Here is a 26,225-nt window from a genome sequence, read left to right as displayed (position 1 = left end):
GCCTCTGGGCGCCCCTACTTCACGTCACCCCTCGCTCGCCGGGCACGAGCTCTTCAAGCGTTCTAGCGCACTGCGGTGCAGCCGCGTCACGTGCCGGCGCGAATAGCCCAAGCGACGTGCCAGCTCGACGACGCTTACTCCGTCGAGATGAATCGCGCGGACGATCTGGCGCTGCAGCGGAGAAAGGGCCGCGAGTATCCGCTCGACGGTAAGCCGGTCCACGACCTCGTCGATGTCGCTGCGCGCGATGCGTCGCTCGGAGCCGCCGATCGCCTCGAAGGAGATCACTTGACCGCTCGCGCGATACGCGCGGACCTCGCGAACCTGCTCGGCGTCCGCACCGATCCGCGCGGCAACGTCGTTCTCGGTCGGCTCGCGCCCTAAGCAGGGCCATAGCTCCCGTTCTGCGGCGCTCCAGCGCCGTTCGAGATCCCGCGTGCTGCGGGGAGCGCGCACGAAGCGCTCGCTGTCGCGTACGTAGTGCATCAGTTCGCCGAGCACGAGAAGCCACGCATACGCCTCGAACGGGGCTGCCTGCGCGCAGTCGTAACGATCGGCCGCCTTGATGAGGCCGATCGCCGCGATCTGTTCGAGAGCGGCGCGATCGAGCCCGCGCCGCATAAACCGATGCGCGCCGCGACGGCAAAGATACCAATACTCCGCGACGAGCCGCTCGCGATCGCTCGGCTGTCGCGCACTGGAAAAAGACAGAGCCACACCCATCAAGCCCCGTTGGAGAAGCACACCCTGCGGCTGCCGCCCAGGGGCTGCAACCGTTGCCAATCGTTATAGCGTACGTAAAGACAAAGCGCAATACGCTCTCAACGACACGCGCATATATGTCCTCATCACCGGCATCAGCGGGCACTAGTGATGTTCCGTCGAACGCGTGCGCCATCGATGACGGCGCGGAAGATCGTCGCGATCGCTGCGCTCGCCTTGCTCGGCTTCGCGGCGCTCCGCGACATGGGGCGGCTCGGCGACTCCCTGCCCTGGAACCGGCTCTACGACTTTGCCGATTTCTACTGCGCCGGGAGCGCCGTCGACCAGCACGCGAACCCCTATCGCTACGAGCCGCTTCACGGCTGCGAACACGCCGTTAACCGCACGCCTGCCTATCGCGCAGACCCACGTCGCGTCGTTCCGGCGCCGCTTCCGCCCTATGATTTTCCGGCTCTTGCGGCGCTGAGCCGACTGAGCTTCGAACGCGCCCGCACGCTGGCCGCGATCGCGATCGTGCTTGCCGTCGTGGCGTCGATCGCGGGTTTGGCCGCGCTCGGCATCCCGGTCGACGTCGCGGCTTTGGCCTTGTTCTTTCCCGCCGGCTATCTGCTGCTCGACGCAGGCCAAATCGTTCCGTTCGCCCTCGCGGCGCTCGTCTTCTGTGGTGTCGCGCTTGCGCGGGGGCGCGATACGCTCGCCGGAGTGCTTGCGGCGCTCATGCTGATCGAACCGCACTTGGGACTGCCCGTTTTCGTCGCAGTGCTGCTCTTAGCGCCGCGCGCTCGCGCGGGCGCGGCGATCGCGGGGCTGCTCATGCTTGCAATCGGTGTTTTTTCGGTGGGCCTCACCGGCATCCGCGAGTACGTTCTCGGGGTGCTGCCCGCACAAGCCGCGGCGGAGACGAGCTACGTCTACCAATACAGCCTGACCTATCTCCTGTCGCGCGCGGGCACACCGGCAGCGCCGGCGCTCATCGTGGGTCAAATCTCCTACGTCGCGATGCTCGCAGCCGGAGTCTGGCTCGGCGCCCGGGTTGCCAAATCGCTCAAGCGCCGCGAACTCATCGCCTATCTACCCGCCGCCTGCGGCATCGTCGGCGGAACGTACGTGCATATGATCGACGTTGCGATCGCCATACCGGCCGCCTTGGTTTTGGCGGTAGCCGTGCGCGGAGGGGCGAGGCTCGTCGCGTCGCTTGCCGTCACGCTGCTCGCCGTTCCCTGGATTGCGGTATGGATCGGCAAGAAGCTGCTCCTCGCAACGCTCTTCGTCGTCGCGGCGCTGCTGCTCCGGTTGAAGACCGCTCCGCTTTCCGCCGCACTCGCGTTCGTCGCGGTCGCACTCGTCGTTTATGGTTTCGAACTCAATCCGCCCCCCGCATTTCCGAGCACAGCCGCCGCCGCAACGTTTTCACCCACCGACTTCGCGCAAACCGCGTGGGCGGCGTACGTCGGCGCGATCGGCAGCTCCGCGCCGGAATGGTTCCTTATCAAAATCCCCACGTGGGCGGCGCTCCTCGCGCTCGTGGGCGTCGCATGGAACGCGGCGCTCGCGCCTCCTTCGCAAACGTGAAGCCTTCCGCGCGCACGCTCCTTCCCGCATTGCTCGTGCTCGTGCTTGGGCTCTTAGCGCTGCGCGATTTTGCGCGGCTCGGCGAAGGACTGCCGTGGCGCACGATGGACGACTTCCCGGACTTTTATTGTGCCGGCTGGGTGCTCGATCGCGGAGGCGATCCGTATGTGTACGAACCGTTGCGGACCTGCGAGCACCGCGTCAACGCAGGCTCTTCCTTCCGCGGACGGCTCTTCGCGGCCAACCCGGCACTGGCGATTCCAGCCCCTCAGCCTGCCTTTGATTTTCCGCCCTACATGCTGCTGGCGCGGCTGCCATTCTCTGGCGCGCGCTTCGTGCAGGGCATCGCGATCGTTGCGGCGGTGGCGGCTGCGGCGTTCGGGCTTGCCGCGCTCGGGATTCCCTGGAGCGTCGCGGCGGCAGTGCTGCTGCTTTCGACGCTGTACGCATCGCTGCGCACCGGTCAGATCGTGCCGTTTGCGCTGCTCGCGCTCGTTGCGTGCGGTCTTTCGTTGGCGCGCGGGCGCGACGCGTGGGGCGGGCTCTTTGCGGCGCTCACCGCGATCGAACCGACGCTGGGTTTGCCGGTGGCCGTCGCGGCCCTGGCCTTCGTGCCGAAAGCACGCTCGACGCTGCTGGGAGCACTCGTGCTTCTTGCCTGCGTTGCCGTGGCCGCCTCCGGCCCGCACGGCACCATTACGTATCTAACGCGGGTCATCCCCGCGCACGCAGCCTCGGAAACGCACTTTCCCTTTCAGTACAGCTTCACGTACGCAGCGGCGCGGCTCGGCGCATCCGATGACGTCGCCCGCATCGCGGGGACGCTCTCGTATCTCGTGCTGCTCGGAGCCGGCCTTTGGCTCGGATCGGCGACCGCAAGCCGTTTGAAGCGGCGCGAGCTCTTGGTCTTTTTGCCGGCGCTCTGCGCGGTCGCCGGGGGTTCGTTCGTACACCAAGAAGAGCTCTGCTTTGCACTCCCCGCGCTCGCGATTCTGTCGATGAAAACGCGCGGCTGGCCGCGCACGATCTCGATCGCCGCGCTTTGCGTCGTCGCCGTTCCCTGGCTCGCGGCCTGGGGGACGAAGCAGCTCTTTGCGGCAAGCCTCTTCGTCTGTGCGCTGACGCTTTGGCGCATGCGCGTCGAGATGCGGATTGCCGTTCCCATCTTCGTTGCGATTGGAGCGGTACTCTATGGCTTCGAACTGCACCCGCCGCAGCTGCCCGTACCGTCGGGCTCTTCGCTGCCCGTTATTGCGCCTGGAGATCTTGTCCAGCGCGCGTGGCAAGCGTACACCGCCCAACGCAGCACGCCGGACGTTGCCTGGTTCGCCATCAAGGTTCCGGTGTGGGCCGCGTTGATCGCGGCGATCGTCGCGGCCGCCGCCGCCAGTCAGCCGGGTCCAGCCGGAGAGGGGACCTCTGCTTCGATCTCCCGGCGCATCTGAACCCAGCCGCGAAAGTTTGCATAGAAGGCGTCATCGGGCGCGGGCGTCGCGACGTGCTCGAACGGACTCAAGTGCCGGTCTACCTTGAGTCGCTCGTAGAGGTCAAGGTCCTTTTCGATCTCACGCCTGCCTTCGTGCGTAAGATACGAGACGCGCGCACATCGAGCGGCGGAGATCCGCAATCGCGTTTCAATATCGAGCTCGTACTCGTCGTGTTGAAGCAAGGGCGTGTGCCAAGCCTCATATTCGAGCAGCGTCGGCGTGCTGGCTGCGATCGCCGCGCGCATCGCCAGCGCCGCCGCACGGATCTCCGGCTGAGCGTTGGGCGCACAACGTAGTTCGAAGAAGTTTTCCCATTCCGTGGCCGTAACGATCACCGTGTGCCACAAGAACGGCTCGAGCAGCCGATTCAGCTCCTGCTTGTGCACGTGCAAGTCGAGCAGTGCGCGGGCATGTACTACCGCGGCATCTCGAGCCGAAAGCCAAACGCGCCGCGCCTGCTCTGCTTCGTCGCCCCGGAGCACCTCACTGGCGGACATCCCGGCTTTGTTGCGTCCCCATTCGAGCGGGACGGCCGGCTCGCTCTCAACGCGTTCGATCAATTTTGCCGTCGGCACGGCACGAGAACTCGCCGAATTTCGTGAATTATGAACGACAAATCCGTCTGCAATGAAGTTGTGATACGGCCCTTCGACTTCGAGGTCGTACGTGGCGCGCACGCCGACGTATTCAACGCAAGCCAGCGCAACGAAGTGCCTGACCATCGCCCATTTTGGCCGCGCAGCCCAGGGCTTTCGTAGAGAAAGGCCGCCCACGGTGTCCCAAAACGATGCGAACGATTCACCTTTCTGAACGTGATCCAGCAATAACAGCTCGAGGTTCCGGCGATGCAAGTCTCGGTGGCACGCCTTGCAGAGGCTCGTCAGGTTCGTGGGGTCGACTGCGCGCTCTGCATTATGCGCTACAGGATCGACGTAATGCGCGTGCAGCTCTCGGGTAGAAGAGCACAAAACGCATTTGAAGCCATTGGCACGGTGCGTAGAGAAGGCGTGCTGGACCGTCCACGCACCAATCAACTTGCGCTGTGGTGTGATGCCCCCACGCCAAAGATGGGACTCGGACCCTCTCCGGACGCGCGCCTTGCTGGGACGGCCACGCGTCGTAAGGTTCGAGTAACGCCGGCCCTTATTCCAGGGCTCCTCGACGTGCGACAGATGCCATACTGCCTCTGGATTCGTGCTCCGTAACCCATGCTTGCGAAACTGGTACTTGATCTGATCCAGCGTAACGCCCGCGTATGCCGCGATCTGCACCGCCGACAATCCTGCGTCGCGAAGGCCGGCCAGCCATTGCGCATCCCTGTATGCGGCAATCCCATTCACTGCAAACTCAGGAGTATTTTTCCAACTCGCTACGTTGCCTGGACTCAACCGCAGCCCGACGGCATCTTCCAAGCGCTGCCAGCCCGAGCGGGTCAGAAATTGGTGGTCCATGGTCGAAAGGATCTTCTGGCCGTTTGTCAGTGTAACTCGGAAGACCGGCTTGTGGCCGGAGAATACGACGTCGCGAATCGACGTATGATAGATCTCACCACTCTCCTCGTTGCAGGAACGCAGCTTCATCGCGGCAACGCGCCACCGCAGCGGTTGACGATTGAGGCCAGCGGCCTTATGCCAGGCGATGAAGTCGGCCCCGCGTACGCGATATCGCTCTCCGTGGCGGAGGATTCGCGGTATTCCCACGCGGCGGGTCAGCAGATCGATCCCCGAGTAGCCGGCGTATCCAGCGAGGTGCGCTAACTCTTCGGCCGTATAGGCGCGATCCGGATCGATTTTCGAGGCGCTTTTTACTTTTCCACGATTTGCTCGCGGCGTGGCACCGTGGTGCCACTTCTCAAAAAGCTCCGCGATCGTCATCGCGAACCGCCGCGTCTTGCCCTTCCGCTTCGAAGGTAAGTCGAAGTAGAGCTTCGTCTCCGCGTCGAGGCAAAAGCTACGGTGCGTATTAAACTCGGCGAGAACGAAGCGCGGGAACGTTACCTCGAGCGTCGTCAGCCGGACGCCGACCGGGCTGACGGAGTCCAGCAAAACGCGCGCACTATAGGCCACTAGGACCCTGCCGAAAGTCTAGCCGCGATAGCGCAGGAACGCCGGGACGTCGATGTCGTCCATCGTTACCGGCGAGACCGCCTCCAGTTTATTCGGCTCGAAGGCGTAGCCGCTCTGGGCGCCGCGGTAGCCGCGCCGAGCGCCGAATCCCGCGGCCAGTACGGTGACGCGAACGCGCCCAGTCATCGCCGGATCGACCGATGCACCGAAGATGATCGCGGCGTCGGGGTCGACGGCGCGGCTGATCATTTCCGCGGCCTCGTTGACCTCGTACATCGCCATGTCGGGACCGCCCGTGATGTTGAAGATGACGCCCTGCGCGCCCTCGACGGTCGTCTCGAGCAACGGCGATGCAATCGCTTTTTGGGCGGCGTCGGCGGCACGATGCTCGCCGCTGCCTTCGCCGATGCCCATCATCGCGGAGCCGGCGTCGCTCATGATCGCCTTCACATCGGCGAAATCGAGATTGATCAAACCGGGCTGCGTGATCAGGTCGCTGATCCCGGCAATGCCCTGGCGCAAGACGTCGTCGGCGAACGAAAACGCCTCGTTCAGCGGCGTCTTCTTCTCGATGATTTGCAGGATGCGCTCGTTAGGAATCGTGATCAGCGTGTCGACCTTGCTCTCCAGCTCGGCGATGCCGTTCTCGGCGACCTGCATGCGCTTCTTCCCTTCGAAAGCGAAGGGCTTCGTAACCACGGCGATCGTCAACGCGCCGGACTCGCGCGCGATCTCGGCGATCACGGGCGCCGCGCCGGTACCGGTGCCGCCGCCCATGCCGGCCGTCAGAAAGACGAGATCGGCACCGTCGAGGATCATCGCTAGGTCTTCGCGCGAAGTCTCCGCCGCCTCGCGCCCGAGCGTGGGATTCGCTCCCGCACCAAGGCCTCGCGTCTGGCTTCCGCCGATGTGAACGCGGTTCTCGGTCAGCGCGCCGCGCAGCGCCTGCACGTCGGAGTTCACCGCAAAAAAGTCGACGCCGGCCAGGCCGGCCGCCACCATGCGGTTGACGGCATTGCAACCGCCGCCGCCGATTCCGATCACCTTGATCGTCGCTGCATGCACCGGCTCTTGAACGGAACGTCGTACGTCGGTCATCTCTTGCGGTTCCTCCGTCGAAAAAAGGTTAGGGAGCGAGGGATCGGGTCTCTCTAGGTCCATAGATCTGCGAGCCAGCGCTGGATTCGCCCTCCGATGCCGTTACGCCGCCTTCCGTGGACCGCATCTTCGCCGTGGCCATTTGCGCCGAAGACGACGAGTCCGAGGGCCGTCGCATACTGCGGCGAGGCCATCGCATCGGTCAATCCGCCGATCGAGTTCGCCGTTCCCACCCGAATCGGCAGATTGAAGACTTCCTCGGCGATCGGTTCGATGCCGGGCAGCAACGCGCCGCCGCCCGTCAGCACGACCTCTCCGAGCACGAGGTCGCGCGGCACGTTTTCGACGATCTTCTGGCGGGCCATGCGCAGCGTCTCCAAAACTCGCGGCACGACGATCTGGCGCAGCTCGGCGGTCGAGTGCTCTCTTTTAGCCCGACCGTCCAGGGTGCGCACGGAGAAGGGCTCGCCTCGCTCGCTGGCGCCATGGCGTTTCTTCACGTCTTCGGCCTCCGACAGCGTCGTCTTCAAGCCCAAGGAGATATCGCTGGTCAGGATGTTTCCGCCGACCGGAATCGTCGCCGTATAAATCGCGCTGCCCAGCGAATAGACGGCGATGTCGGTCGTGCCGCCGCCGATGTCGAGCATGACGACTCCAACCTGCTTCTCTTCGGCGAGCAGCGTCGCCGCCGAACTCGCCAGGGGCTCGAAAACGACGCCGCTGGTTTCAAGCCCGGCTCGCTCGACGCACTTCAGCACGTTGGTGATGAAGCTGGTGCTGCCGGTTACGATGTGCGTGTCTACCTCGAGGCGCCCGCCGGACATCCCGATCGGGTCGCTGACGCCCTCCTGGCCGTCCACGGTAAAATACCGGGGCAGCGCGTGGATGATCTGCCGGTCGCTGGGAAGATTGATGATCTTGCTCGCGTCGATGACGCGCCGCACGTCCCCCGAGGTTACCTCGCGATCCTCGCTGGAGACCGCGACGACGGCACGGTTATTCGTGCTGCGAATGTGCTCGCCGGTGATGCCGACGAGCGTTTCGTTGAAGTGCACCCCGGCCATCCGTTCGGCCCTCTCCGTCGCGGCCTCGATCGACTTGATTGTCTCGTCCAAATCGACGACGACCCCTTTGCGCATTCCCAGGGTCGGAGCCTCACCGAAGCCGACGATTTCGAGGCCCGTCGGGCCGGCCGTCGCGACGACCATACAGGTCTTGGTCGTACCGATATCGAGCCCGCAAAGGGTCTCGTGCTTCATGCGCTCCGTCACCTATCTGTTTTCGAGTTGCTCCGGGGGGAGTTTAACCACGATATATTGTGGTTATTTCGCTCGACTCCTACTACGTATAGACGGAGCCGCGCGGATTGCCAAGCCTTAGCGCACGCAGGCTCATCTCCTTGAGGACAAATCGCCTACTTGTGTGGAGAACTTGTGCACAAATCCCAACGATAAAAAATCGCTCCGCCTCTGGCAGCAAGTCTCGACATCGGGTATGATCCATTGTTAATCGCACTCCTTTTTATCATCGGGAGTCTTTAGTGAATCGCACGTTTGCTTTGCTCGCCCTGACGCTCGGACCGCTTGCTCCGCTTTGCGCGCACGCCGCGACGGTCGCCGCGACCACGCTGCCGGACGGGACGTACACCGTGAAAGTCGAGAAAATCGTCGATCCGAAACACGTGCAAGTCCAGATGGATAACGGCAACGACGTGACGCTCGCGGCGGGGCGCGCTTCGGTCGACTTTTCGAAGCTCCAGCCGAACGACCAGATCAAGCTGTCGCTGATCAGCGGCACGGTCATGGTCTACTTGGACCTCACTACCCACTAGACGGCTGTCGCTCCTAGCGATAGACGATCACCGGCGTGTTCGGCGCGCGAAGGTCGAGCGCCGAGATTTTTCGCTGCGTGCCGCCGGTTTGCGAGATGATCGCGCCGGCAAGCGCAATCTTTTTCTCTAGATTTTCGGGCGCGCCCAGCAACAGGCGCATGCCCCCCGGAAGCTCCGCCGCCAAGTCCCCGTAACGATCCAGCGAGAGCGCCGTCACCTTCGTGCCTTTGCCCGATAAGGTTTCGTAGGCGTCTCGCAGCTCCAGCGCGTCCTTCGATGTAACGAACTCGCCGGGTGTCAACGTAAGCGTTGTGCCAAGCGACAAAACCGGAAGGGTTTGCGTGCTGGCCGGTTCTTCTAACACGCGAAGCGAGCGGTCGACGACCGCGGTATCGTCGTCCACTTGCAGTACGGCGACCGGCACGCGCTCGCGCACGACGATCTTGAGCGTGGCCGGCGGGAGCCGGTGGATCGACACCGACTCAACGTACGGAATTCGCCCGATGCGCGCGGCGATGGCCCCGGTGTTCTCGAGCCAGATGCTCCGGTTGGGCGAGATCCGTGCGGCTTGCAGAATCTCGCTGGTCGTTACCTTGCGGTTTCCCGACACGGCGACGTGCGCGAGATCGAAGCCGGGCCAGGTTGCGAAGAACCCGAGGGCGCCGGCGACCACAATCCCCGCGAGGGTAAAAAGGATCCAAAACGGGCGCACTCGCGACGCCGGCGAGCGTTTTGTCCGGCGCGTCCTCGCGTAGCTCACGCGAGCACGAACCGTTCGATCGCCTCGGCCACTCCGTCGTGTTCGAGATCGGCGACGATGGCGTCGGCGGTTTCGCGCAGCTCCGGCGGCGACGAGCCCATCGCAATCCCGAGCCCGGCAACGCGCAACAGCGGCGCGTCGTTCCAGGAGTCGCCGATCGCTGCGGTCTGCTCGAGCGGTACGCCAAGGCGCTCGGCAACGAAACGCAGCGCAGCCCCTTTGTCGACCTGCGGATCGAGTATCTCGACGAACTCCGGTAAACTGCGCGTCACGTACGCGCGTCCTCCGAGCGTGTCGCGCAGCTTTACGGCGTAGGCCGCGGCCTCCGGCGCGTCGGCCACGACGACTCCCTTCGTCGCGGGACTATCGGCAAACGCCTCGCGCAGGGAAGGTACGACGATGGATTCGCTCTGGGCCAGCGACGCGTAGAGTTCCGAAAAGCGATTGCGCGACTCGCAGTAATACTCGTCGTTCCGATAGAGCTGCAAGTGCATGCGGTCCCGCTCGGCCAGCGATGCAAGCTCGCGCACGACGTCGTTTTCCAGGGCTCGATGATCCAGCACCGCGTCGCTCTCCGGGTCGATGATCGCCGCGCCTTGATAGCAGATTATCGGCGCATTGAAGCCAAGCTCGCGCGCGAAGGGCAGCGTTGCACGGTACATCCGGCCGGTCACCAGACACCCCGAGACGCCGGCAGCCTTCATTCGTTCGATCGCTGCCCGGACGGCGCTCGAGATCGAAAGGTTTCGGCCGACGAGCGTTCCGTCAACGTCGAAGGCCACCAGCCGAATCATCGGTCTTGGCGCATTCGTGCGGTTTGGGCGTGGTGCAGGAAACCGTCGCGCTCGGCGAGTGCAGCCAAAACGCCGGCATCCGCGGCGAGCCGCTCGGCGCTGTTTTCAACCGCGCTGAAGCTGCGGGTGAAGTCCGCCAGCGAGAGGCAAGAAGCGAAACGGGCGGTTCCCCCGGCCGGGGCGATAGCGTTGGTCCCCGCCAGGTACTCCCCGCTGACCAACGGCGTCGAGTCACCGATCAGAATCGTGCCCGCCGTCGTAATCCGTTCGAGGTACGACCACGCGTCGCGCACCTGCAGGCAGAGATACGCCGGCGCAAACCGGTTGATCAGGTTGAAAAGCTCGTCTCGCGACCCGACGGCAACGAGCCGGGCGTTGGTCGCGATTACCTTGCGAACGGCCTCGCTGCGCTCCAGGGATTCCAGGTCGAGCGTGTCGATCAGTTGAGCGACGGCCTCGAGCAGCGAGCGCGACTCCGAGATCACGACCGCTCGCGCGACGCCGGGCCGTTCCGCGGCTGCCAGCAGCTCTCCGACGACGTATTCGCTGCTCGCTCCCTCGTCGGCGACGATCAGGGCTTCCGGCGGACCGGATAAGCCGTCGATGCCGCAACGCCCGTAGATCTGGCGCTTCGCCTCGGTCGTCCACGTACCGCCGCGGCCAACGATCTTATCGACCGCGCGCAGCGAGTGCGTGCCGAACGCGGCCGCGGCGATCGCCTGCGCGCCGCCGACGGCGTAGAGCTCGTCGACGCCGCAGAGAGCGCACGCAAAGAGCAGTGCGGCATCGAAGCCGTCTGCGCCGGGCGGCGACAAGACCGCGATCCGCGCCACCCCCGCTATCTTCGCCGGCACCGCACCCATGAGGATCGAGCTCAATGCCCCCGAGCGCGCCGCGTATACCGCGACGGATCTCAAAGGACGGCGCGCTACGGCATAGCGCGATCCGTCTTCTTCGACGTAGGAGATATCGGGCAGGCGCTGACGCTGATGAAAGCGCGTCAGGCGTTCCCGTTCCAAATCGAGGGCCGCGGCGATCTCGCGCGGTACGTGCGGCCGCAGGTTGTCGAGCATCGGAATCGCGACGCGCAGCGACGTGTCGAACGGCGCGTCGTCGAAGCGGCGCGCGTACTCGATCACGGCTGCGTCGCCGCGCGCCTCGACCGCAGCGAGAATACCGGCGACTTCGGTGCGCACCGCTTCGGGCGCGCTCCAGCCGGTGAAGACGACGCCGGTCAACGAACTCGGATCGCCGGCGGCGATGACCCTCATCCGTACGCGTCCAGCGTGCCTTCGCGCACTCCGTGCGGTGCGAAGATACGTTCGAGCTCGCCGCGCACGCGCGCATCGCCGGCGATCGCGCGGGCAACGCGCTGCGAACGGCCCGCAACGTGCAGGACGACGGGAACCTCTCCCGGCCACTCGTCGATCAGGAGCGCGAGCCGGTCGATCTGCTCGCGGTCCGTTACGTCGACGTGCCAGCCGCGGGAGCCTGGCCTGACCAGCGCAACGGGCGGTGGAACAAAGTTCGAGACTTCGTTGGCAGCCACCGAGAGCTCGACGCGCGGTTCGTCTCCCGGTGCGCCCCCCGGGCGCTCGCGAAATCGCAGCCGGCCTTTCACGATCAGGACGGCGTCATCTTCGAACAGCTGCGCGTAGCTTGCGTACATCTTCGAAAAGAGCACCACGTCGCAGAACCCCGTCGTATCGGCGAGCTGTGCCAGCAAAAGCTGCTGTCCCGACTTCGTCAGCGTCCGGCGGACCGACGTAACCGCACCCGCGATCGTAACCGGCGCGTCGTCTTGCAGATCGGGAAGCTCTTTCATCGGGACCGCGCCGCCGCGTCGCAATGCCGGCTCGATCTCGGCGAGCGGGTGGCCCGAGACGAAGATGCCGAGCGTTTCGCGCTCCCACGTCAGCATCTCGCGGGTCGTCGGCGCGACGACGCTGGGGAGTTTCGGCGCGAGGACGGGCCCATCGGCGGCGCCGCTTCCGAAGAGCGAGGCTTGTCCAAGTTCTGCGTCGCGTGTCGTCCGCGCGGCGAGCTCGAGAGCCGTGTCGAGCGCCGCCAGTTTCTGCGCGCGGTTTCCGCTCGTGGAGTCGAGGGCACCGCACTTGATCAGCGCCTCCAAAACGCGTCGGTTGACGTGCCTGGCATCGACGCGCGACGCAAGGTCGAAGAGATCGCCGAACCGGCCGTCCCGATCCCGGGCCTCGATGATCGCCCGCACCGCCGCCTCGCCGACGCCTTTGATCGCGGCCAAACCAAAGCGTATCGAAGCACCGACGACGGCAAAGTCGACCAGCGATTCGTTGACATCCGGCGGCAGCACCTCGATGCCGATCTTCTTCGCTTCGTCGATGTACTCGACGAGCTTGTCGGTCTTGTCCTTCACCGAGGTCATCAGCGCCGCGAGATACTGCAGCGGGTGATTGGCCTTCAGATAGGCGGTCTGCAAAGCGATCCAGGCATACGCGGCGGCGTGCGACTTGTTGAAGCCGTAGCCCGCGAAGGGCTCGACGAAATGGAAGATTTTCTCCGCGAGCGCGCGATCGATTCCCGAGGTTCGCATCGCGCCGGTTACGAACTTCTCTTGATAGAGCGGGATCTTCTCCTTTTGCTTTTTCCCGATGACCTTACGGAGTTCGTCGGCTTCGCTCATCGTGAAGCCGGCGATCTCGCGCGCCAGCTGCATCGCCTGCTCCTGGTAGACGGCGGTGCCGTAGGTCTCGGCCAGTATCGGCTCGAGCTTGGGATGCAGGTAGTGCGGCTTCGACCGGCCGTGTTTGTTGGCGATGTACTGGGGAATCCAGTCCATCGGGCCGGGACGGTAGAGCGCGACGAGCGCGACGATGTCCTCGAAGCGTGATGGCTGAAGCTCGGCGCAGACTCGCTTCATCCCCTCCGACTCGAGCTGAAAGACGCCCATCGTCTCGCCGCGCCCGAGCATTTCGAAGGTCTTGGCGTCGTCGAGCGGGATCGTTGCGAGGTCGAACTCGGCATCGATCGTGCGCCGGATCTCGCGCACCGCGTTCTCCATGACGGTAAGGTTGCGAAGGCCGAGAAAATCCATTTTCAGCAGGCCGATGCGCTCGATCCAGTTCATGTCGTACTGCGTGTTGACGCCGCCGTCGCCGAAGCGCACGAGCGGCGTGTACTCCGTGAGCGGACCGGCCGAAATGACGACGCCGGCGGCGTGCGTCCCCGCGTTGCGCGCCAGCCCTTCGATCTCTTTGGCCGTGTCGAGCAGCTTGCGTATCTGCGGCTGCATCGCGTAGATCGAGCGCAGCTCGGGGATCTGCTCGATCGCCTTGGAGATCGTCAAGCCGCCGGGGCCGGCCGGAATCAGCTTCGCGATGCGGTCGACGTCGGGCAGCGGCACGGCGAGCGCCCGGCCCGCGTCTCGCACGGCCGCCCGCGCGGCCATCGTGCCGAAGGTCACGATCTGCGCGACGCGATCCTTGCCGTATTTTTCGGTAACGTACGCGATCACTTCATCGCGCCGCTCGACGCAGAAATCCGTGTCGATATCCGGCATCGAGATTCGCTCGGGGTTGAGAAAGCGCTCGAAGAGCAGATTGAAGCGCAGCGGATCGAGGTCGGTAATCTTTAGGCAGTACGCGACGAGCGAGCCGACCGCCGAGCCGCGCCCCGGCCCCACCGGAATCCCGCAGTCGCGTGCGTATTTGATGAAATCCCAGACGATCAAGAAGTACGAAGAGAAGCCCATCTTCGTGATCACGTCGAGCTCGTAGTCCAGGCGGGTACGCAGGCTCGGGTCGCTGGAGACGCGGTCGTCGCCGTACCGTTCGCACAGCCCGAGCTCGCAAAGCTCGCGCAGGTATTCCGCATCGCTTCGCGCCGCGTCGTCCGCTTCGCCCGGTACGGGATACTGCGGCAGGTGGAAGATCTTTTCGGGAATACGGATGTCGACCCGATCGGCGATGCGCGCCGTATTCTCGCAGGCCTCCGGATAGTCGCTCCACAGCTCGTACATCTCGGCGCCGCTCTTGAGATAGAACTGGTCGGAGTAGAACCTCATCCGGTTCGTATCGGAGACGGTCTTGCCCGTGCCGATGCACAGCAGCACGTCGTGCGCCGCCGCGTCTTTTTGTTCGAGGTAGTGCGAATCATTGGTCGCGACGATTGGAATCTCGAGCTCGCGCGCCAGGCGGACGAGGCCTTCGTTGATCGCGTCCTGCTCGGGCATCCCGTGGCGCATCACTTCGATGTAGAACCGGTCGCCGAAAATTTCGCGGTACGTCTTGGCGTTCTGTCGCGCCGTCGCCTCGTCGCCGCGCAGCATCGGAGCGGCGACGAGCCCCGACATGCAGCCGGAAAGAACGATCAAGCCGTCGTTGTGCTGTGCGAGCAAGTCGAGGTCGATGCGCGGCTTGTAGTAGTAGCCCTCGAGGAAGCCTTTGGATACGAGCGCGACCAGATTGCGGTAGCCGACCAGATCGGCGGCCAGCAGCGTAACGTGCGCCTCTTCTCTGGCGCTGCGGTCGAGGCGCCCGCGCGGCGCGAGGTAGGCCTCACACCCGAGAATAGGAGTAAGCCCCATTTCTCTCGCGGTGTAGTAAAACTCCATCGCGCCGTACATTACGCCGTGATCGGTCAGGGCGACGGCGGTCGCTCCTTCCTCCGCGGCTCTCCGGCAGAGGCGGTCGATGCGGCAAGCGCCGTCAAGAAGCGAGTATTCCGAATGGACGTGAAGGTGGACGAACCGGTTCAAGCGCGCTTTCCCACGAGGTTAACATGTACCGTATGCGCGGCGCGCGACCCTGCGAAAAGGCGCCTGCGCACGGACGGAGCTCCGCTTCGCGAGCGCGAAGCAGCGCGTCCGAAAGGAGCCAGCTTGACATGCAGCTCGAACCCTATCTCTTTTTTCATGGCCGTTGCGAGGAGGCGCTGAACTTCTACAAAGAGTGCCTGCGCGGCGAAATTTCCGGCCTCAATCGTTTCGCGGGATCGCCGATGGAATCGCAAGTCGACGCGAGTTACAAAGACAAAGTCATGCACGCGAAGTTCCAGGCCGACGGCGTGAGGTTCATGGCCTCGGACGGCCGGCCCGGACCCGGACCCGACGGCGAGGACGACGTCGCTCTCTGCCTCTCGACCACCGACGACGCCGAGGGCGAACGCGTCTTTAACGCGCTGGCGGAGGCGGGCAAGGTCGACATGCCCTTGGAGCAAGCGTTTTGGGGCGGGAAGTTCGGAGCGCTTACCGACCGGTTCGGCGTGCAGTGGATGGTCAGCGTAGACCAGGCCGAGGGATAACCGGCCGGCTCGACCGCGATCTGCTCGAACTCCGCGGGGGAGCGAGGCGCTCGACGTCGCTCCCGATCGCCCGCAAGATCGAGCTGCTGACCGCGTGCCGAGCGTCGACCGCCGCGGCTGCGCCGCGCTGGGCGGATCTCGCTGCCGAGGCAAAGGGTACGGCGGGCACCTCCCTCGCCGGGGAGGAGGCCATCACTGGTCCCTGGGCGGTGCTCAACGCGCTGAGCGCCTTCATCGCCACCCTTCGCCGAATCGAAGCGCGAGAACGGTCGAACCTCAAGTCACGACCGGTCGGGCGGGGAGGGTCCCAGATCGCCGTCGAGGTCTATCCGGCGGGGCTGCGTGAGCGGCTGCTTCAGCCCGGCCTGCGCGCCGAAGTCTGGATGCGGCCGGGCGTCACCGCGGAGAATCTTGGCGAAAGCGTCGCCGGCTGGTACCGGCAACGCCGTGCGGCGCCGGCGGTCGTAGCGGTCCTCGGCGCGGGAAATATCAGTTCGATTGGGCTGCTCGACGTGCTGTATAAGCTGGTCGCCGAGGGCGCGGTCTGCGTGCTGAAGGTGCACCCGTTGCTCGGCTACCTCGCTTCGATCTTCGAGGGCGCGCTCGCACCCCTCGTCGACGACGGGTACCTTCGTTTCGCGTACGGCGACGCCGCCGTCGGGCGCTACCTCTGCACGCATCCGCTGGTGGACGCGATCCACGTTACCGGTAGCGAGGCGACCTATTGCGACATCGCGGCTGAAAACGCCGCCGGCAAGCCGATCACGAGCGAGCTTGGCAACGTCAGCCCGGTAATCGTTCTCCCCGGACGGTGGAGCGAGCGCGCGCTGCGTTTCCACGCCGAACAGCTCGCCTCAGCGAAGCTGCACAACAACGGCTTCAACTGCATCGCGCTGCAGGTGCTCGTGCTCTGCGCGCGTTGGCGCCAGCGAGAAGCATTCATCGGCGAGCTGCGCCGCACGTTCGCGGCCGCGCCCGACCGGATTGCCTACTATCCCGCCTCGCGCGAGCGTTGCGCTGCACTCGCCGCCGGGCGCCCGGGAGCCGTGACGTTCGGCGGCGCCGGAGACGAACGGAGCGCACGCGCGATCCTCCCCGCCGATCCGAACGACATGCGAGAGCCGCTCTTTTCGCGCGAAGCGTTCGGGCCGCTCCTCGCCGTCGTCTCGCTCGACGCCGGCGACGCCGAGAGTTACCTTCGCGCCGCGGTAGACTTCTGCAACCAGCGGCTGCGCGGGGATCTGGCCGCCACCCTGATCGTCGATCCGCAAACGCAGCGAAAGAGTCGCCGGGCGATCGACGAGGCACTGGCGTCACTGCAGTATGGGTGCCTCGGAGTCAACATCTGGAGCGGCGTCGGCTTTCTGCTGCCCGCCGTTCCGTGGGGCGCCTACCGCGGCCAAACCGGCACGGCGAGCCCGAGCGGCCAAGGCGTCGTCCATAACTCGCTGCTGCTCTCCAATACCCAAAAGGCCGTCCTGCGCGCGCCTTTCCTTCCGGCGATTCGCGCGCTACGGCCGCCCTGGTTTATCGCCCATCGCAACCAGGCGGCATCGGAGCGGCGCTCTGTGCGCTCGAAGTCAAGCCGTCGCCGTTGCGGCTCGCCACGATCGCCTGGCTAACGCTGACCGGCTAGCGCTCCGCCGTACTGAACGGAAAGCTCCCAACGATAGCCGTCGGGATCGTGAAACCACAACCCCATGTGCGGCGAGCCGGGCGTCTCCGGCCCGATCTCGTCGCCGGGGTCTTCGACGTCGATGTGATGCTGTTTGAGAAGCTCGAGCGCCCCGCGCAAACGCGCCATGCTCGGCAGATGGAACGACATATGGCCGAGCGTCGCCGGATGCGGCACGCCCGCGTGCAGGACGATCGTGACGTGTTCGTTCGATAGGCCCACGTAGTCGTCGCCTTCGAAGATCGTCTCGAGATCGAAGAGTCGCCGCCACCACCGCGCGCTCGCTTTCGGATCGCGCACGGCGAGTCCGAAGTGTCCGACCACGCCAAGCTCTATTTTCATATCGCGCGCGCCGTCTGCAGCATCTCCAGCACTCGCTGGGCTGGGAGCGCGTAGACGGTCGCACCGTTACGTCCCGTCATCGTCTTGGCTTCGAAGAGCGCGTCGTAGATCGCGGCCTGGGTCGCTTCTGCGGTCGCCGTATAGAGCGCATCGAGCGCGTCGTCGTCCTCGAGAATCGGCTGTTTCGGCGCCTCGACGGTATAGTTTGCAACCCGCTCGAAGACGTGCGATGTCGAGAACCCGATAATCAGATCGCCGCTGCCCGTTGAGGACGTCAATCCCGTCCTCGCCATTCCCATCGCCGCGCGCAGCGTCAACGCACGCAGCTGGCGGCCGTTCAGCGGAGCGTCGGTCGCAATAACGATCACGATGCTTCCTTCGGCAAGTCGCCCGTGCAGCGCGGTTCGCTTGGGATAGATCGGACGATACTCGCTTTCGAGACGCTCGCCGACGGGTACGCCGACGATGTTGAGCTGACGCCGGCGGCTTCCGGTGTTGTCATTGACCAGCACGCCGACGCGATAGCCGCCTTCGCCGGCCGGCAACACGCGCGACGCGGAGCCGATTCCCGCGCGGAAGCCGAACGCGTTCATTCCGGTACCGGCGCCGACGCTGCCTCGTGCGAACTGGCCCGGCGCGGCGGAGTTGAGCAAGCCGACCACGTCGCTCGGCGTGACCGCTCGCGCCTGAATGTCGTTCAGTAGCCCGTCATCGCATTCCGCGACCACCGGCAGGGGAACGTCGTCGCCGCGACCGACCGCCGGGTGGTGCTGGATAACCCAGCTGACGACGCCGTCGGCCGCGCGTCCAACGTCCAGCGTGTCGGTCAACACGATCGGCTCTTCGAGATAGCCGGACTCGTCGATCCAGTGTGTGCCCGTCATCTCGCCGTTGCCGTTGAAAGCGAAGAATGCAGCCGACACCTTGTGGTCCCAGGGGTCCGGGTTGGGAAGAACGGCCGTCGCACCGGTACGAGCGTCACTTCCTTCGACTTTGGTCACATGCCCGACGCGGACGCCGGTGACGTCGGTTATCGCATCCAGCGGACCGGTCGCAAAGAACCCGAAGTGGAAAGGGAGAACGGCAAGGGTGGGCAGGAGAAGCATCCAGCGCATGCTTCCTGCATTGGACTCAATGGAAGTACCGCCTGCAGGCTCGTTCATGCAGCGTGGGAAAGCACTATTAGAGAAGCCGTTTTAGCAGGATATACAGGAGGAGTCACCATTCTTTCGCTTCCCGAAAAACTCAAGGTCGTTAAACTGTGGGAGAACCTCTCCGCACCGGCGCTGATCGAGCACGCGATCGCGCGAGGCGAAGGCGTGCTCGGCCCGAGCGGACAGCTGATCGTCGACACGCGTCCGCACACCGGCCGCTCTCCCAAAGACAAATTCTTCGTTCGCGAACCCTCGAGCGAAGCGCACATCGATTGGAGCGAAGCGAATCAAGCGATCGCCCCGGAGCAATTCGACGCGTTGTGGGACCGTGTCGCCGCCTATCTCTCGGAGCGTGAAGTCTATTCGCTCGATTGTTACGCCGGCGCCGACGAACGCTATCGAGTTCCGATCCGGGTCTATACGGAGCTTGCCTGGCATAATCTGTTCGCGCGCCATCTCTTCATCACGCCGGAACGCCCGGTCGCCGATTTTGTTCCGGAGTTCACGGTCGTCGATGCGGCGCTTTTCCAAGCCGATCCGCAGCGTGACGGAACTCGTTCGGGAACCTTCATTCTCGTAAACTTTGCACGGCGCATGATCCTCATCGGCGGAACGCGTTACGCCGGCGAAATCAAGAAGTCGGTATTTACGGTCATGAACTACCTGCTGCCGCTGCGCGAGACGCTGCCGATGCACTGCTCGGCTAATCAAGGCCGGCAGGGCGACGTTGCGATTCTTTTCGGCCTCTCGGGCACCGGAAAGACGACGCTCTCGTCCGATTCTCGCCGGCCGCTGATCGGCGACGACGAGCACGGTTGGTCTGCCGACGGCGTCTTCAACTTCGAAGGCGGCTGCTACGCGAAGGTGATTCGTCTCTCCCCGACGGCCGAGCCCGAGATTTGGGCGGCCACCAATCGCTTCTCCACCGTTATCGAGAACGTCGTGTACGACGAGCAGACGCGTCAACTCGACGTCGACTCGGATGCGAAAACGGAGAACACGCGCTCGGCCTATCCGCTCGAATTCATTCTCAATATCGTCCCGTCGAGCCAGGCGGGACACCCAAGAACGATCATCATGCTCACGGCCGACGCATTCGGCGTTCTGCCGCCGATCTCGAAGCTGACGCCCGAACAGGCGATGTACCACTTCCTTTCGGGCTACACCGCGAAGGTTGCCGGTACGGAGCGTGGGATCAGCGAGCCGCAGGCAACGTTCTCGACCTGCTTCGGCGCACCGTTCATGGTCCACCATCCGACGGTGTACGCGCGTCTGCTCGGGCGAAAGATCGACGAGCACAAGGTGACGTGCTGGCTGGTGAACACGGGCTGGACCGGCGGTCCGTACGGAGTCGGCCACCGTATGTCGATCGCGCACACCCGCGCGATGGTCAACGCCGCGATCGAGGGCCGGATTCCCGATTCGTACGAAACCGAGCCGTTCTTTGGCTTAGCGGTTCCGACCGCCGTTCCGGAGGTCCCGACGGAGGTTTTGAATCCGCGTAACGCCTGGGCCGACAAGGACGCTTACGACGCGCAGGCGCGCAAGCTATCGCAGCTCTTCTTCGACAATTTCAAGCGTTTCGAAGGGCACGTCTCGGACGCGGTCAATGCGGTTGCGATTAAACCGCTTGCCCGGTCCTAATCGCAGGTTCAGGCGGCTAGCCGGGGCCACCGCTAAGATCATCCCATGAAGATCAACCTCCTTACCGCGGGCGCCTTAGCGGTGGCGCTTGCCGTACCGGTCTCTGCCTTGGCCCAGCAAAGCCAGCAGCCGGGTGCACAAACACGCCATCAACACACGACGCCGAGCGCCGCAAAGATCCAGCACCGCTGGATGAAGCGATTTGGCCACCTGAACCTCTCCGGGGATCAGCAGCAGCGAATTCAGTCGATGGTCGATCAGTATTCGCAGTCTCACCCGGCGGGCAGCCCCGTCGATCGTAACGCCACCAAGGAGCTGCACCGTCAGATCATGGGCGTGCTCAGTTCGGATCAGCAGGGCCAATACCAGCAGGAGCGTCAAGCGCATCGCGCTCAGATGCAGCGCCGCGGCCAAGGTCAAGGCGCCAACTACCAAGGTCAGAACCCCCAGCAGCAACCGCAAGGTTATCAAGGGCAGCCGGATCAGGGCCAGCCCGATCAAGGCCAGCAGTACCAGGGACAACCCAATCAGGGGCCGCCCGAGCAGGGGCCGCCAGAGCAGGGGCCGCCCGAGCAGGGCCCGCCTCCGAATCAAGGCCCGCCTCAGGGCCAAGCGCCGCCGGATCAGCAACCCCCGGCGTAGTTTGCGCGGCGCCGGCATGCGCGCCGGCCGTCAAGGGTAAGTAAGGCTCCCGTGAGAGTTAATTCGAGACGAGCGGGAGTCTTTTGTTGTGTCGCGCTGCCGGCAACCCTCATCTCGGCCTGCGCCGCGCTGGCGAGCCCGAAGTTAGACGTACCTCCGGGTTTTACGATCGAGTCGATCGCCTCGGTCGGCGGCGCGCGAGAACTCGCTGCGCTGCCAAACGGCGATTTGGTCGTCGCCACCAACGGCCGCGACCTCTATCTCGTCCCCAACGCGGAATCGAACCCCGGCCAGGCGCGGGTCCTCGCGTCGTTGCCCGACGACCTGGCTGCGGGCGTCACCTTCGTTGCGCAGCGATCGGAGCTGCTCGTCGCGACGACGCATCACGTCTGGGCCATCGCGGATCCCACCTCGGGGCGCCCTCTCCAGCCGCGCCGGATTGCCGACGTTCGTAGCGGACCGGTGGCGCCGGGTACGGACGGCGACGTGCACAATACGACATCGCTCGCATTTTCGAAGGGGCTCGTCTATGTCTCCGCCGGCTCGTCGTGCAACGCGCGTATGAACGGCGGAGCGAGCCCATGCGTCGAACCCGATCCGACACGCGCCGCGGTCTCCGTCATGGAAGCGTCGGGCAGCGAATTTCATCAGCGCGCGAAGCGGCTTCGAAACGGCATCGCGCTTGCCGTGAACCCACAGAGCAACGCGGTATGGGTCGGCGGGGCCGGGCAAGACGATCTCGCCTTCGGGCATCCGTACGAGTTTCTCGACGATCTCTCGGCGCACGCCGGCGTTGCCGATTATGGCTGGCCGCTATGCGAGGAGAACCATCATGCGTATTGGCCCGGTGCGGATTGTTCGCACACGGTGGCTCCGCTCATCGTCCTTCCCGCGTACTCGACGATCATCGGCGCGACGTTCTATCCGCTTTCGCCGGCCGGCCCCTACGCGTTTCCCGCGCGCTATCGCGGCGGGCTCTTCGCGACCGCGCACGGTTCCTGGCATCGCGACCGCACCGGTTGTTACGTCGCGCCGCCGCGCGTCGTCTTCATTCCGATGAAGGGCGACGTGCCGGTCAAGCCGGTCGACTGGACGAACCCGGCGACGCAATGGACGGACTTCGTTACGGGTTTCCAAAGCGGTTGTCTTACGCGAGCCGGGCGGCCTACGGGAATCGCGGTCGGCTCGCGCGGGAGCCTCTTCGTTGCCGACGACGCGAGCGGCGCGATCTATCGCATTCGCCCGACGCGCAGCCGGTGAGCGTGCATGGCTGAAACGTTGGCAATTCTCGTCGGCGGCGGACCCGCGCCGGGCATCAACGGCGTCATCGCTTCGGCCGCGATGGAAGCGTTCAAATGCGGCCTGCGCCCCGTCGGCATCTACGACGGCTATCGCGATCTCGCCGCAGGCGCGCCCCCGAAGACGGTCGAGCTCAACTTCGATCGCGTCTCGCGCATTCACACCAGCGGCGGATCGATCTTACGCACGTCGCGCACCAATCCGGCACGAGACGAGGCGACGCTGCAGCGCTGCGTCAGCTCGCTCGCGGCGTTGGGCGCGCGCTATCTCGTCTGCATCGGCGGCGACGATACGACGTACGGTGCCGCCAAGATTGCCGAGCGCATGCACGGCCGAATCGGCGTCGCAACGGTACCGAAGACGATCGACAACGACTTGCCGCTTCCCGACAATGCACCGACCTTTGGATTCGAAACCGCGCGTTCGGTCGGCGCGGGAATTCTCGAAAGCCTGATGGAGGACGCGCGCACGACCGCGCGCTGGTACATCGTCATCTGCATGGGGCGCAAGTCCGGCTCCCTGGCACTGGGCATGTGCAAAGCCTCCGGCTCGACCGTCGCGGTTTTGCCCGAGGAGTTCGCGGAACGCGCCACCCTGGCATCGGTCGTCGACGTCATCGTCGGCTCGATCGTCAAGCGGCGCTCCTTTGGGCGCGAGCACGGCATCGCCGTCGTCGCCGAAGGAATCGCGGAGCACGTTTGGGACGACCTTCGCGACGCGGTCGAGCATCTCGGGCGCGACTCCTTCGGCAACATTCGGCTCGCCGACGTTCCACTGGGCATCGTCCTGCGCGATGCCGTGCGGGACCGCCTCACCGAGATCGGCGTCGACTCCCTGCCGCATACCAAAGACATCGGCTACGAGCTGCGCTGCGCCAAGCCCGTCGCGTTCGACGTCGACTACACGCGAACGCTGGGTTTCGGCGCGGTGCGCTACCTGCTCGACGGCGGCAGCGGCGCGCTGATCGCCCTCTCGGGCGGACACGTGACGCCGCTCGACCTGAGGGATCTCCTCGATCCCGAAACCGGGCGCATCCGTACCCGTCAGGTCGACCTGACGACCGAAGCCTATCGCGTCGCTCGCGACTACATGGTCTACCTCGACCCCTCGGATCTCTCCGACGATCGGAAGCTCGCGACGCTCGCCGCGCAGACGAACCTGAGCGCCGAAGCCTTCCGCGCGCAGTTCGAGTACGTCGCTCGCCCGTAGAAACGCAGCCCGAAGCCCGCGGTCGCTACTACTAGATGTGCGGCGGCTGCGGTGAAGGGGTTGGGCCGTTGAGCCCGGTGAGGAGCGCCTGTGCTTTCGCGGCACCGCTTTGATCGTTGTCGATCATGTAGTGTTTGAGCGCGTTGCTCGCCGAGAGCCGCGCTTCGGATGAGTTTCCCAGCTTGGCTTCGATCGTCGCCCTGGTCAAATAGCCGTCGCCGTCGTCGGCGTCCGACTGGATGTAGGCATCGATCGAGGTGAGCGCCTCAGGGTAGGAACCTTTCCCCATAAAAGCCAGCGCGAGCCAATAATCGGCGTTCGTCTCTTCGGAATTGAGCTGGCGCGATTTCTCTAAGTCCGCAATTGCTTTGTCCCACTCCGCCAGGTTGAGCTCGGCCTCGCCGCGGTAGAAGTAGGCGATGTCGCTGCTCGGATCGATTGCCAAGGCGGCGTTGCAGTCGTTGCTCGCTTGGGTGTATTTTTGCAGCGCGACGTACGTGTGGCAGCGGATGCTCAGCGCGAACGGGCTGTTGGGCGTCAGCTCGACGGCGCGATTTGCGTCGGGCAGCGCCGCTTGCGGATTAGCGGCGGAAAGCTGCACCAGCGCGCGCACGCGATAGGCGTACGACATCTTCGGATCCAGCTCGATCGCCTTGTTGCAGTCGCTCAACGCGCGCGCCGTTTGGTCGATCGCCCGATACGAATCGCAGCGCGACGCCCAGGCATACGCATATTGCCCGTTGACCGCGAGTGCCCCGCTGTAGTCGTTGATCGCCGCCTGTTCGTTTCCCAGCGCTTGATAGTCGTCACCGCGCGCGGCGAGCGCCGACGCGTCCGCCGGGTGCGCGCTCAAGTAGGTAGTGAGCAGCGCGACCGACTCTTTGTATTTCCCGTCGTCGTAGAGCTGCTTGGCGCGCGTCAGGTCGTCGCTTGCCTGCGCGAGCGCCACGCCGTTCGAGCTAAAAACGAGGAAAGCGGCCAAACAAAGGCCGGACGCGATGCGCAGCATGGTTACCTCCCAACGATGAAGCGGCCCGCGTGGGGCAGCCTCTCGACAGCGCCGAGATCGAGCCCGAAGTTGTCGGCGAGCAGGCGCGGCGGGTTCGACGCCAGCCACGACGACAGCGAGATCTCCTGATAGTCGGGGCTGTTGAAGGCGACGAGGACCTGCGTCTCTTCGTTGCCGATCTGCCGAATGTAGTGGCCGAAGCCGCGGTTGATAAAGGCGACGTCGCCCGGTCCGAACTCGTCCTGGCGGTACTTTCCGTTCGCGCCGAAAACGCCGATCTCGGAGCGTCCTGCGATGTAGTACTGCCACTCGTCGGCGTTCGGGTGCCAGTGCAGTTCGCGTAAGCCGCCGGGTGCAAGCGTGAGCAGCACGCCCGTAATGGTGGTGGCAATCGGGAACTGCTTCTGTGAGACCAGACGTTCGCTTCCACCTGGAAACGGCATCAGCGGCGCGACGCCGAGCCGGAACTTATGCTTGAGCTGACTCGGCGCGAGATCGGGGTTGAGCGCCGGCGGCGGCGCAGCCGGCGGAACCTCGCCGGCGGCGATGTAGACTTCTTCTTTGGGAAGCTTTGCGATCGCCTCGGGCGACAGGCTCAGATTCTGGGCCAGCACGTCGGGCGGCGTCCGCGACATCCAATCGGTAATGCTGAACGTCCCGAACTCCGAGAAGCGGCCGTCGTCGAAGATCAGAAGAAAGTGACATTCGCCGGGGCCAAGCCCTTGAATCGAGTGCCCGTGTCCTTTCGGAAAATACCAGACATCCCCCGGGCCGAAGTCGGAGATCTCCGCGTCCCCCGAGGGCGCGATCACCGTAACGCGGCAGCGCCCCGAAATGACGTACGCCCACTCCGCCGCGATCGCGTGCCAATGCAGCTCGCGCAGCGCGCCGGGTTCCAGCCGCATCGAGACGGCGGCGAAACTCTGCGAAATCGGAAACTCGTTGACGGTGTGCTGACGTGCCGAGCCGGCGGCGCCGCTCCATCCCTTCGCATTTTCGAGATCGAACTTAAAATTCGGAAGGTCGCTCATGAAGATCTACGGTCTCCCAAAAGAGAAAGGCTCGCTGTATCCAGCGAGCCTTTCGTTCATTAATCTGGCACCGTCCTACTTTCGAGGGGCCCTGCGGCCCGACTATCATCGGCGCTGGCGGGCTTAACTGCCGTGTTCGGGATGGGAACGGGTGGGACCCCGCCGCCATGGGCGCCAGAAACCTTTCACTTGATCCCCGCCGCGATGGCGAGCCGGAGCTCTAGCCAATCGCGTCGGGAAACCTTGTAAAGCTGTACAGAGAAGAACTTCCAGTGCCTCGAGAGCGGTGCGTAGTTTAATCAAAATTTCCGAGCGATTAGTACCGGTCAGCTCCACGTCTTGCGACGCTTCCACCTCCGGCCTATCAACGTGGTAGTCTACCACGACTCTTCACCCTTACGGGATTGAGATCTCATCTTGGAGTCAGTTTCACGCTTATATGCTTTCAGCGTTTATCTGATCCGAACATAGCTACCCGGCTATGCTCCTGGCGGAACAACCGGTTCACCAGAGGTTCGTTCGACCCGGTCCTCTCGTACTAGGGTCCAATCTCCTCAAATCTCCTACGCCCACAGCGGATAGGGACCGAACTGTCTCACGACGTTCTGA

21 protein-coding genes and 2 rRNA genes are annotated in these 26,225 nt (G+C 64.6%); 9 read left to right on the top strand and 14 right to left on the bottom strand.

Annotated features, from left to right (window positions below):
- Positions 1-24 precede the first annotated feature (24 nt).
- Positions 25-717, bottom strand: a complete 693-nt coding sequence (locus VGG51_06235) for a sigma-70 family RNA polymerase sigma factor (protein ID HEY1882623.1) — start codon at positions 715-717, stop codon at positions 25-27.
- A 183-nt stretch (positions 718-900) separates the two neighbouring features.
- Here VGG51_06235 and VGG51_06230 point away from each other — a divergent pair, with 183 nt between their 5' ends.
- Entirely contained in the window at positions 901-2,295 is a 1,395-nt protein-coding gene (locus VGG51_06230) for a hypothetical protein (protein HEY1882622.1), read from the top strand.
- Positions 2,292-3,740, top strand: coding sequence for a glycosyltransferase family 87 protein (locus VGG51_06225; protein ID HEY1882621.1), 1,449 nt, complete (start codon positions 2,292-2,294; stop codon positions 3,738-3,740). The genes VGG51_06230 and VGG51_06225 overlap by 4 nt, the downstream gene beginning before the upstream one ends.
- On the opposite strand, the gene VGG51_06220 is transcribed toward VGG51_06225, so the two are convergent.
- From VGG51_06220 to ftsA, 3 genes are read right to left on the bottom strand one after another with little or no spacing between them, the layout of a single operon-like run.
- Positions 3,686-5,827 (bottom strand): FAD-dependent thymidylate synthase, encoded by a 2,142-nt coding sequence (locus tag VGG51_06220; protein ID HEY1882620.1) that lies wholly within the window; start codon positions 5,825-5,827, stop codon positions 3,686-3,688. The genes VGG51_06225 and VGG51_06220 overlap by 55 nt on opposite strands.
- Before the next feature lie 39 nt (positions 5,828-5,866).
- On the bottom strand, positions 5,867-6,946 hold the full coding sequence (gene ftsZ / locus VGG51_06215; GenBank protein HEY1882619.1) for a cell division protein FtsZ: 1,080 nt from the start codon (positions 6,944-6,946) through the stop codon (positions 5,867-5,869).
- Positions 6,947-6,999: 53 nt separating this feature from the next.
- Positions 7,000-8,205 (bottom strand): cell division protein FtsA, encoded by a 1,206-nt coding sequence (ftsA, locus tag VGG51_06210; protein ID HEY1882618.1) that lies wholly within the window; start codon positions 8,203-8,205, stop codon positions 7,000-7,002.
- 281 nt (positions 8,206-8,486) lie between these two features.
- Here ftsA and VGG51_06205 point away from each other — a divergent pair, with 281 nt between their 5' ends.
- A complete protein-coding gene (locus tag VGG51_06205) occupies positions 8,487-8,777 on the top strand; it encodes a hypothetical protein (GenBank protein HEY1882617.1) in 291 nt (96 codons plus the stop codon).
- A gap of 13 nt (positions 8,778-8,790) precedes the next feature.
- Here the strand turns inward: VGG51_06205 and VGG51_06200 are convergent, their stop codons facing one another.
- Genes VGG51_06200 through VGG51_06185 form a run of 4 tightly spaced genes read right to left on the bottom strand, consistent with a single transcriptional unit; the run spans position 8,791 to position 15,066 of the window.
- Positions 8,791-9,537 (bottom strand): FtsQ-type POTRA domain-containing protein, encoded by a 747-nt coding sequence (locus VGG51_06200; GenBank protein ID HEY1882616.1) that lies wholly within the window; start codon positions 9,535-9,537, stop codon positions 8,791-8,793.
- Entirely contained in the window at positions 9,534-10,331 is a 798-nt protein-coding gene (locus tag VGG51_06195; GenBank protein ID HEY1882615.1) for a Cof-type HAD-IIB family hydrolase, read from the bottom strand. Before VGG51_06195 ends, VGG51_06200 begins: the two co-directional genes overlap by 4 nt.
- Positions 10,328-11,602, bottom strand: coding sequence for a histidinol dehydrogenase (gene hisD / locus VGG51_06190; GenBank protein HEY1882614.1), 1,275 nt, complete (start codon positions 11,600-11,602; stop codon positions 10,328-10,330). The genes VGG51_06195 and hisD overlap by 4 nt, the downstream gene beginning before the upstream one ends.
- Complete coding sequence (locus VGG51_06185) at positions 11,599-15,066, bottom strand: DNA polymerase III subunit alpha (protein HEY1882613.1); 3,468 nt, start codon at positions 15,064-15,066, stop codon at positions 11,599-11,601. Before VGG51_06185 ends, hisD begins: the two co-directional genes overlap by 4 nt.
- A gap of 128 nt (positions 15,067-15,194) precedes the next feature.
- On the opposite strand from VGG51_06185, the gene VGG51_06180 reads away from it, so the two are divergent.
- Together VGG51_06180 and VGG51_06175 are read left to right on the top strand one after the other, a co-directional pair.
- Positions 15,195-15,611: a VOC family protein gene (locus VGG51_06180; protein HEY1882612.1), complete on the top strand. Its 417-nt coding sequence runs from the start codon at positions 15,195-15,197 to the stop codon at positions 15,609-15,611.
- Complete coding sequence (locus tag VGG51_06175; GenBank protein ID HEY1882611.1) at positions 15,578-17,233, top strand: aldehyde dehydrogenase family protein; 1,656 nt, start codon at positions 15,578-15,580, stop codon at positions 17,231-17,233. The genes VGG51_06180 and VGG51_06175 overlap by 34 nt, the downstream gene beginning before the upstream one ends.
- Here the strand turns inward: VGG51_06175 and VGG51_06170 are convergent.
- On the bottom strand, positions 17,230-17,628 hold the full coding sequence (locus VGG51_06170; GenBank protein ID HEY1882610.1) for a VOC family protein: 399 nt from the start codon (positions 17,626-17,628) through the stop codon (positions 17,230-17,232). The two genes, VGG51_06175 and VGG51_06170, sit on opposite strands and share 4 nt — an antisense overlap.
- A complete protein-coding gene (locus VGG51_06165; protein ID HEY1882609.1) occupies positions 17,625-18,734 on the bottom strand; it encodes a P1 family peptidase in 1,110 nt (369 codons plus the stop codon). Before VGG51_06165 ends, VGG51_06170 begins: the two co-directional genes overlap by 4 nt.
- Here VGG51_06165 and pckA point away from each other — a divergent pair.
- Genes pckA through VGG51_06145 form a run of 4 tightly spaced genes read left to right on the top strand, consistent with a single transcriptional unit; the run spans position 18,630 to position 23,576 of the window.
- A complete protein-coding gene (pckA, locus tag VGG51_06160) occupies positions 18,630-20,426 on the top strand; it encodes a phosphoenolpyruvate carboxykinase (ATP) (protein ID HEY1882608.1) in 1,797 nt (598 codons plus the stop codon). The genes VGG51_06165 and pckA overlap by 105 nt on opposite strands.
- Before the next feature lie 45 nt (positions 20,427-20,471).
- Positions 20,472-21,068, top strand: a complete 597-nt coding sequence (locus VGG51_06155; protein HEY1882607.1) for a hypothetical protein — start codon at positions 20,472-20,474, stop codon at positions 21,066-21,068.
- A 51-nt stretch (positions 21,069-21,119) separates the two neighbouring features.
- A complete protein-coding gene (locus tag VGG51_06150; GenBank protein HEY1882606.1) occupies positions 21,120-22,328 on the top strand; it encodes a hypothetical protein in 1,209 nt (402 codons plus the stop codon).
- A 6-nt stretch (positions 22,329-22,334) separates the two neighbouring features.
- On the top strand, positions 22,335-23,576 hold the full coding sequence (locus VGG51_06145) for a 6-phosphofructokinase (protein ID HEY1882605.1): 1,242 nt from the start codon (positions 22,335-22,337) through the stop codon (positions 23,574-23,576).
- Between the two features lie 31 nt (positions 23,577-23,607).
- Here the strand turns inward: VGG51_06145 and VGG51_06140 are convergent, their stop codons facing one another.
- From VGG51_06140 to VGG51_06125, 4 genes are all read right to left on the bottom strand, one after another.
- The gene (locus VGG51_06140) at positions 23,608-24,585 is read right to left on the bottom strand and encodes a tetratricopeptide repeat protein (GenBank protein HEY1882604.1); all 978 of its coding nucleotides are present in this window, start codon (positions 24,583-24,585) and stop codon (positions 23,608-23,610) included.
- Between the two features lie 2 nt (positions 24,586-24,587).
- Positions 24,588-25,616 (bottom strand): cupin domain-containing protein, encoded by a 1,029-nt coding sequence (locus VGG51_06135; protein HEY1882603.1) that lies wholly within the window; start codon positions 25,614-25,616, stop codon positions 24,588-24,590.
- A gap of 62 nt (positions 25,617-25,678) precedes the next feature.
- A 5S ribosomal RNA gene (gene rrf / locus VGG51_06130) occupies positions 25,679-25,795 on the bottom strand.
- Positions 25,796-25,911: 116 nt separating this feature from the next.
- A 23S ribosomal RNA gene (locus VGG51_06125) occupies positions 25,912-26,225 on the bottom strand; the annotation flags it as partial.

Source organism: Candidatus Cybelea sp. (assembly GCA_036489315.1).
GTDB lineage: Bacteria > Vulcanimicrobiota > Vulcanimicrobiia > Vulcanimicrobiales > Vulcanimicrobiaceae > Cybelea.
This window is presented reverse-complemented; position numbering and strand designations above follow the sequence as displayed.

What these genes read in the sequence shown, in the direction of transcription:
- VGG51_06230 (HEY1882622.1), top strand. Translation starts at nt 901, where the DNA reads ATGACGGCGCGGAAGATCGTCGCGATCGCTGCGCTCGCCTTGCTCGGC.
- ftsZ (HEY1882619.1), bottom strand. Translation starts at nt 6,946, where the DNA reads ATGACCGACGTACGACGTTCCGTTCAAGAGCCGGTGCATGCAGCGACG.
- ftsA (HEY1882618.1), bottom strand. Translation starts at nt 8,205, where the DNA reads ATGAAGCACGAGACCCTTTGCGGGCTCGATATCGGTACGACCAAGACC.
- VGG51_06195 (HEY1882615.1), bottom strand. Translation starts at nt 10,331, where the DNA reads ATGATTCGGCTGGTGGCCTTCGACGTTGACGGAACGCTCGTCGGCCGA.
- hisD (HEY1882614.1), bottom strand. Translation starts at nt 11,602, where the DNA reads ATGAGGGTCATCGCCGCCGGCGATCCGAGTTCGTTGACCGGCGTCGTC.
- VGG51_06180 (HEY1882612.1), top strand. Translation starts at nt 15,195, where the DNA reads ATGCAGCTCGAACCCTATCTCTTTTTTCATGGCCGTTGCGAGGAGGCG.
- VGG51_06170 (HEY1882610.1), bottom strand. Translation starts at nt 17,628, where the DNA reads ATGAAAATAGAGCTTGGCGTGGTCGGACACTTCGGACTCGCCGTGCGC.
- pckA (HEY1882608.1), top strand. Translation starts at nt 18,630, where the DNA reads ATGCCCGACGCGGACGCCGGTGACGTCGGTTATCGCATCCAGCGGACC.
- VGG51_06165 (HEY1882609.1), bottom strand. Translation starts at nt 18,734, where the DNA reads ATGCTTCTCCTGCCCACCCTTGCCGTTCTCCCTTTCCACTTCGGGTTC.
- VGG51_06155 (HEY1882607.1), top strand. Translation starts at nt 20,472, where the DNA reads ATGAAGATCAACCTCCTTACCGCGGGCGCCTTAGCGGTGGCGCTTGCC.
- VGG51_06145 (HEY1882605.1), top strand. Translation starts at nt 22,335, where the DNA reads ATGGCTGAAACGTTGGCAATTCTCGTCGGCGGCGGACCCGCGCCGGGC.
- VGG51_06140 (HEY1882604.1), bottom strand. Translation starts at nt 24,585, where the DNA reads ATGCTGCGCATCGCGTCCGGCCTTTGTTTGGCCGCTTTCCTCGTTTTT.
- VGG51_06135 (HEY1882603.1), bottom strand. Translation starts at nt 25,616, where the DNA reads ATGAGCGACCTTCCGAATTTTAAGTTCGATCTCGAAAATGCGAAGGGA.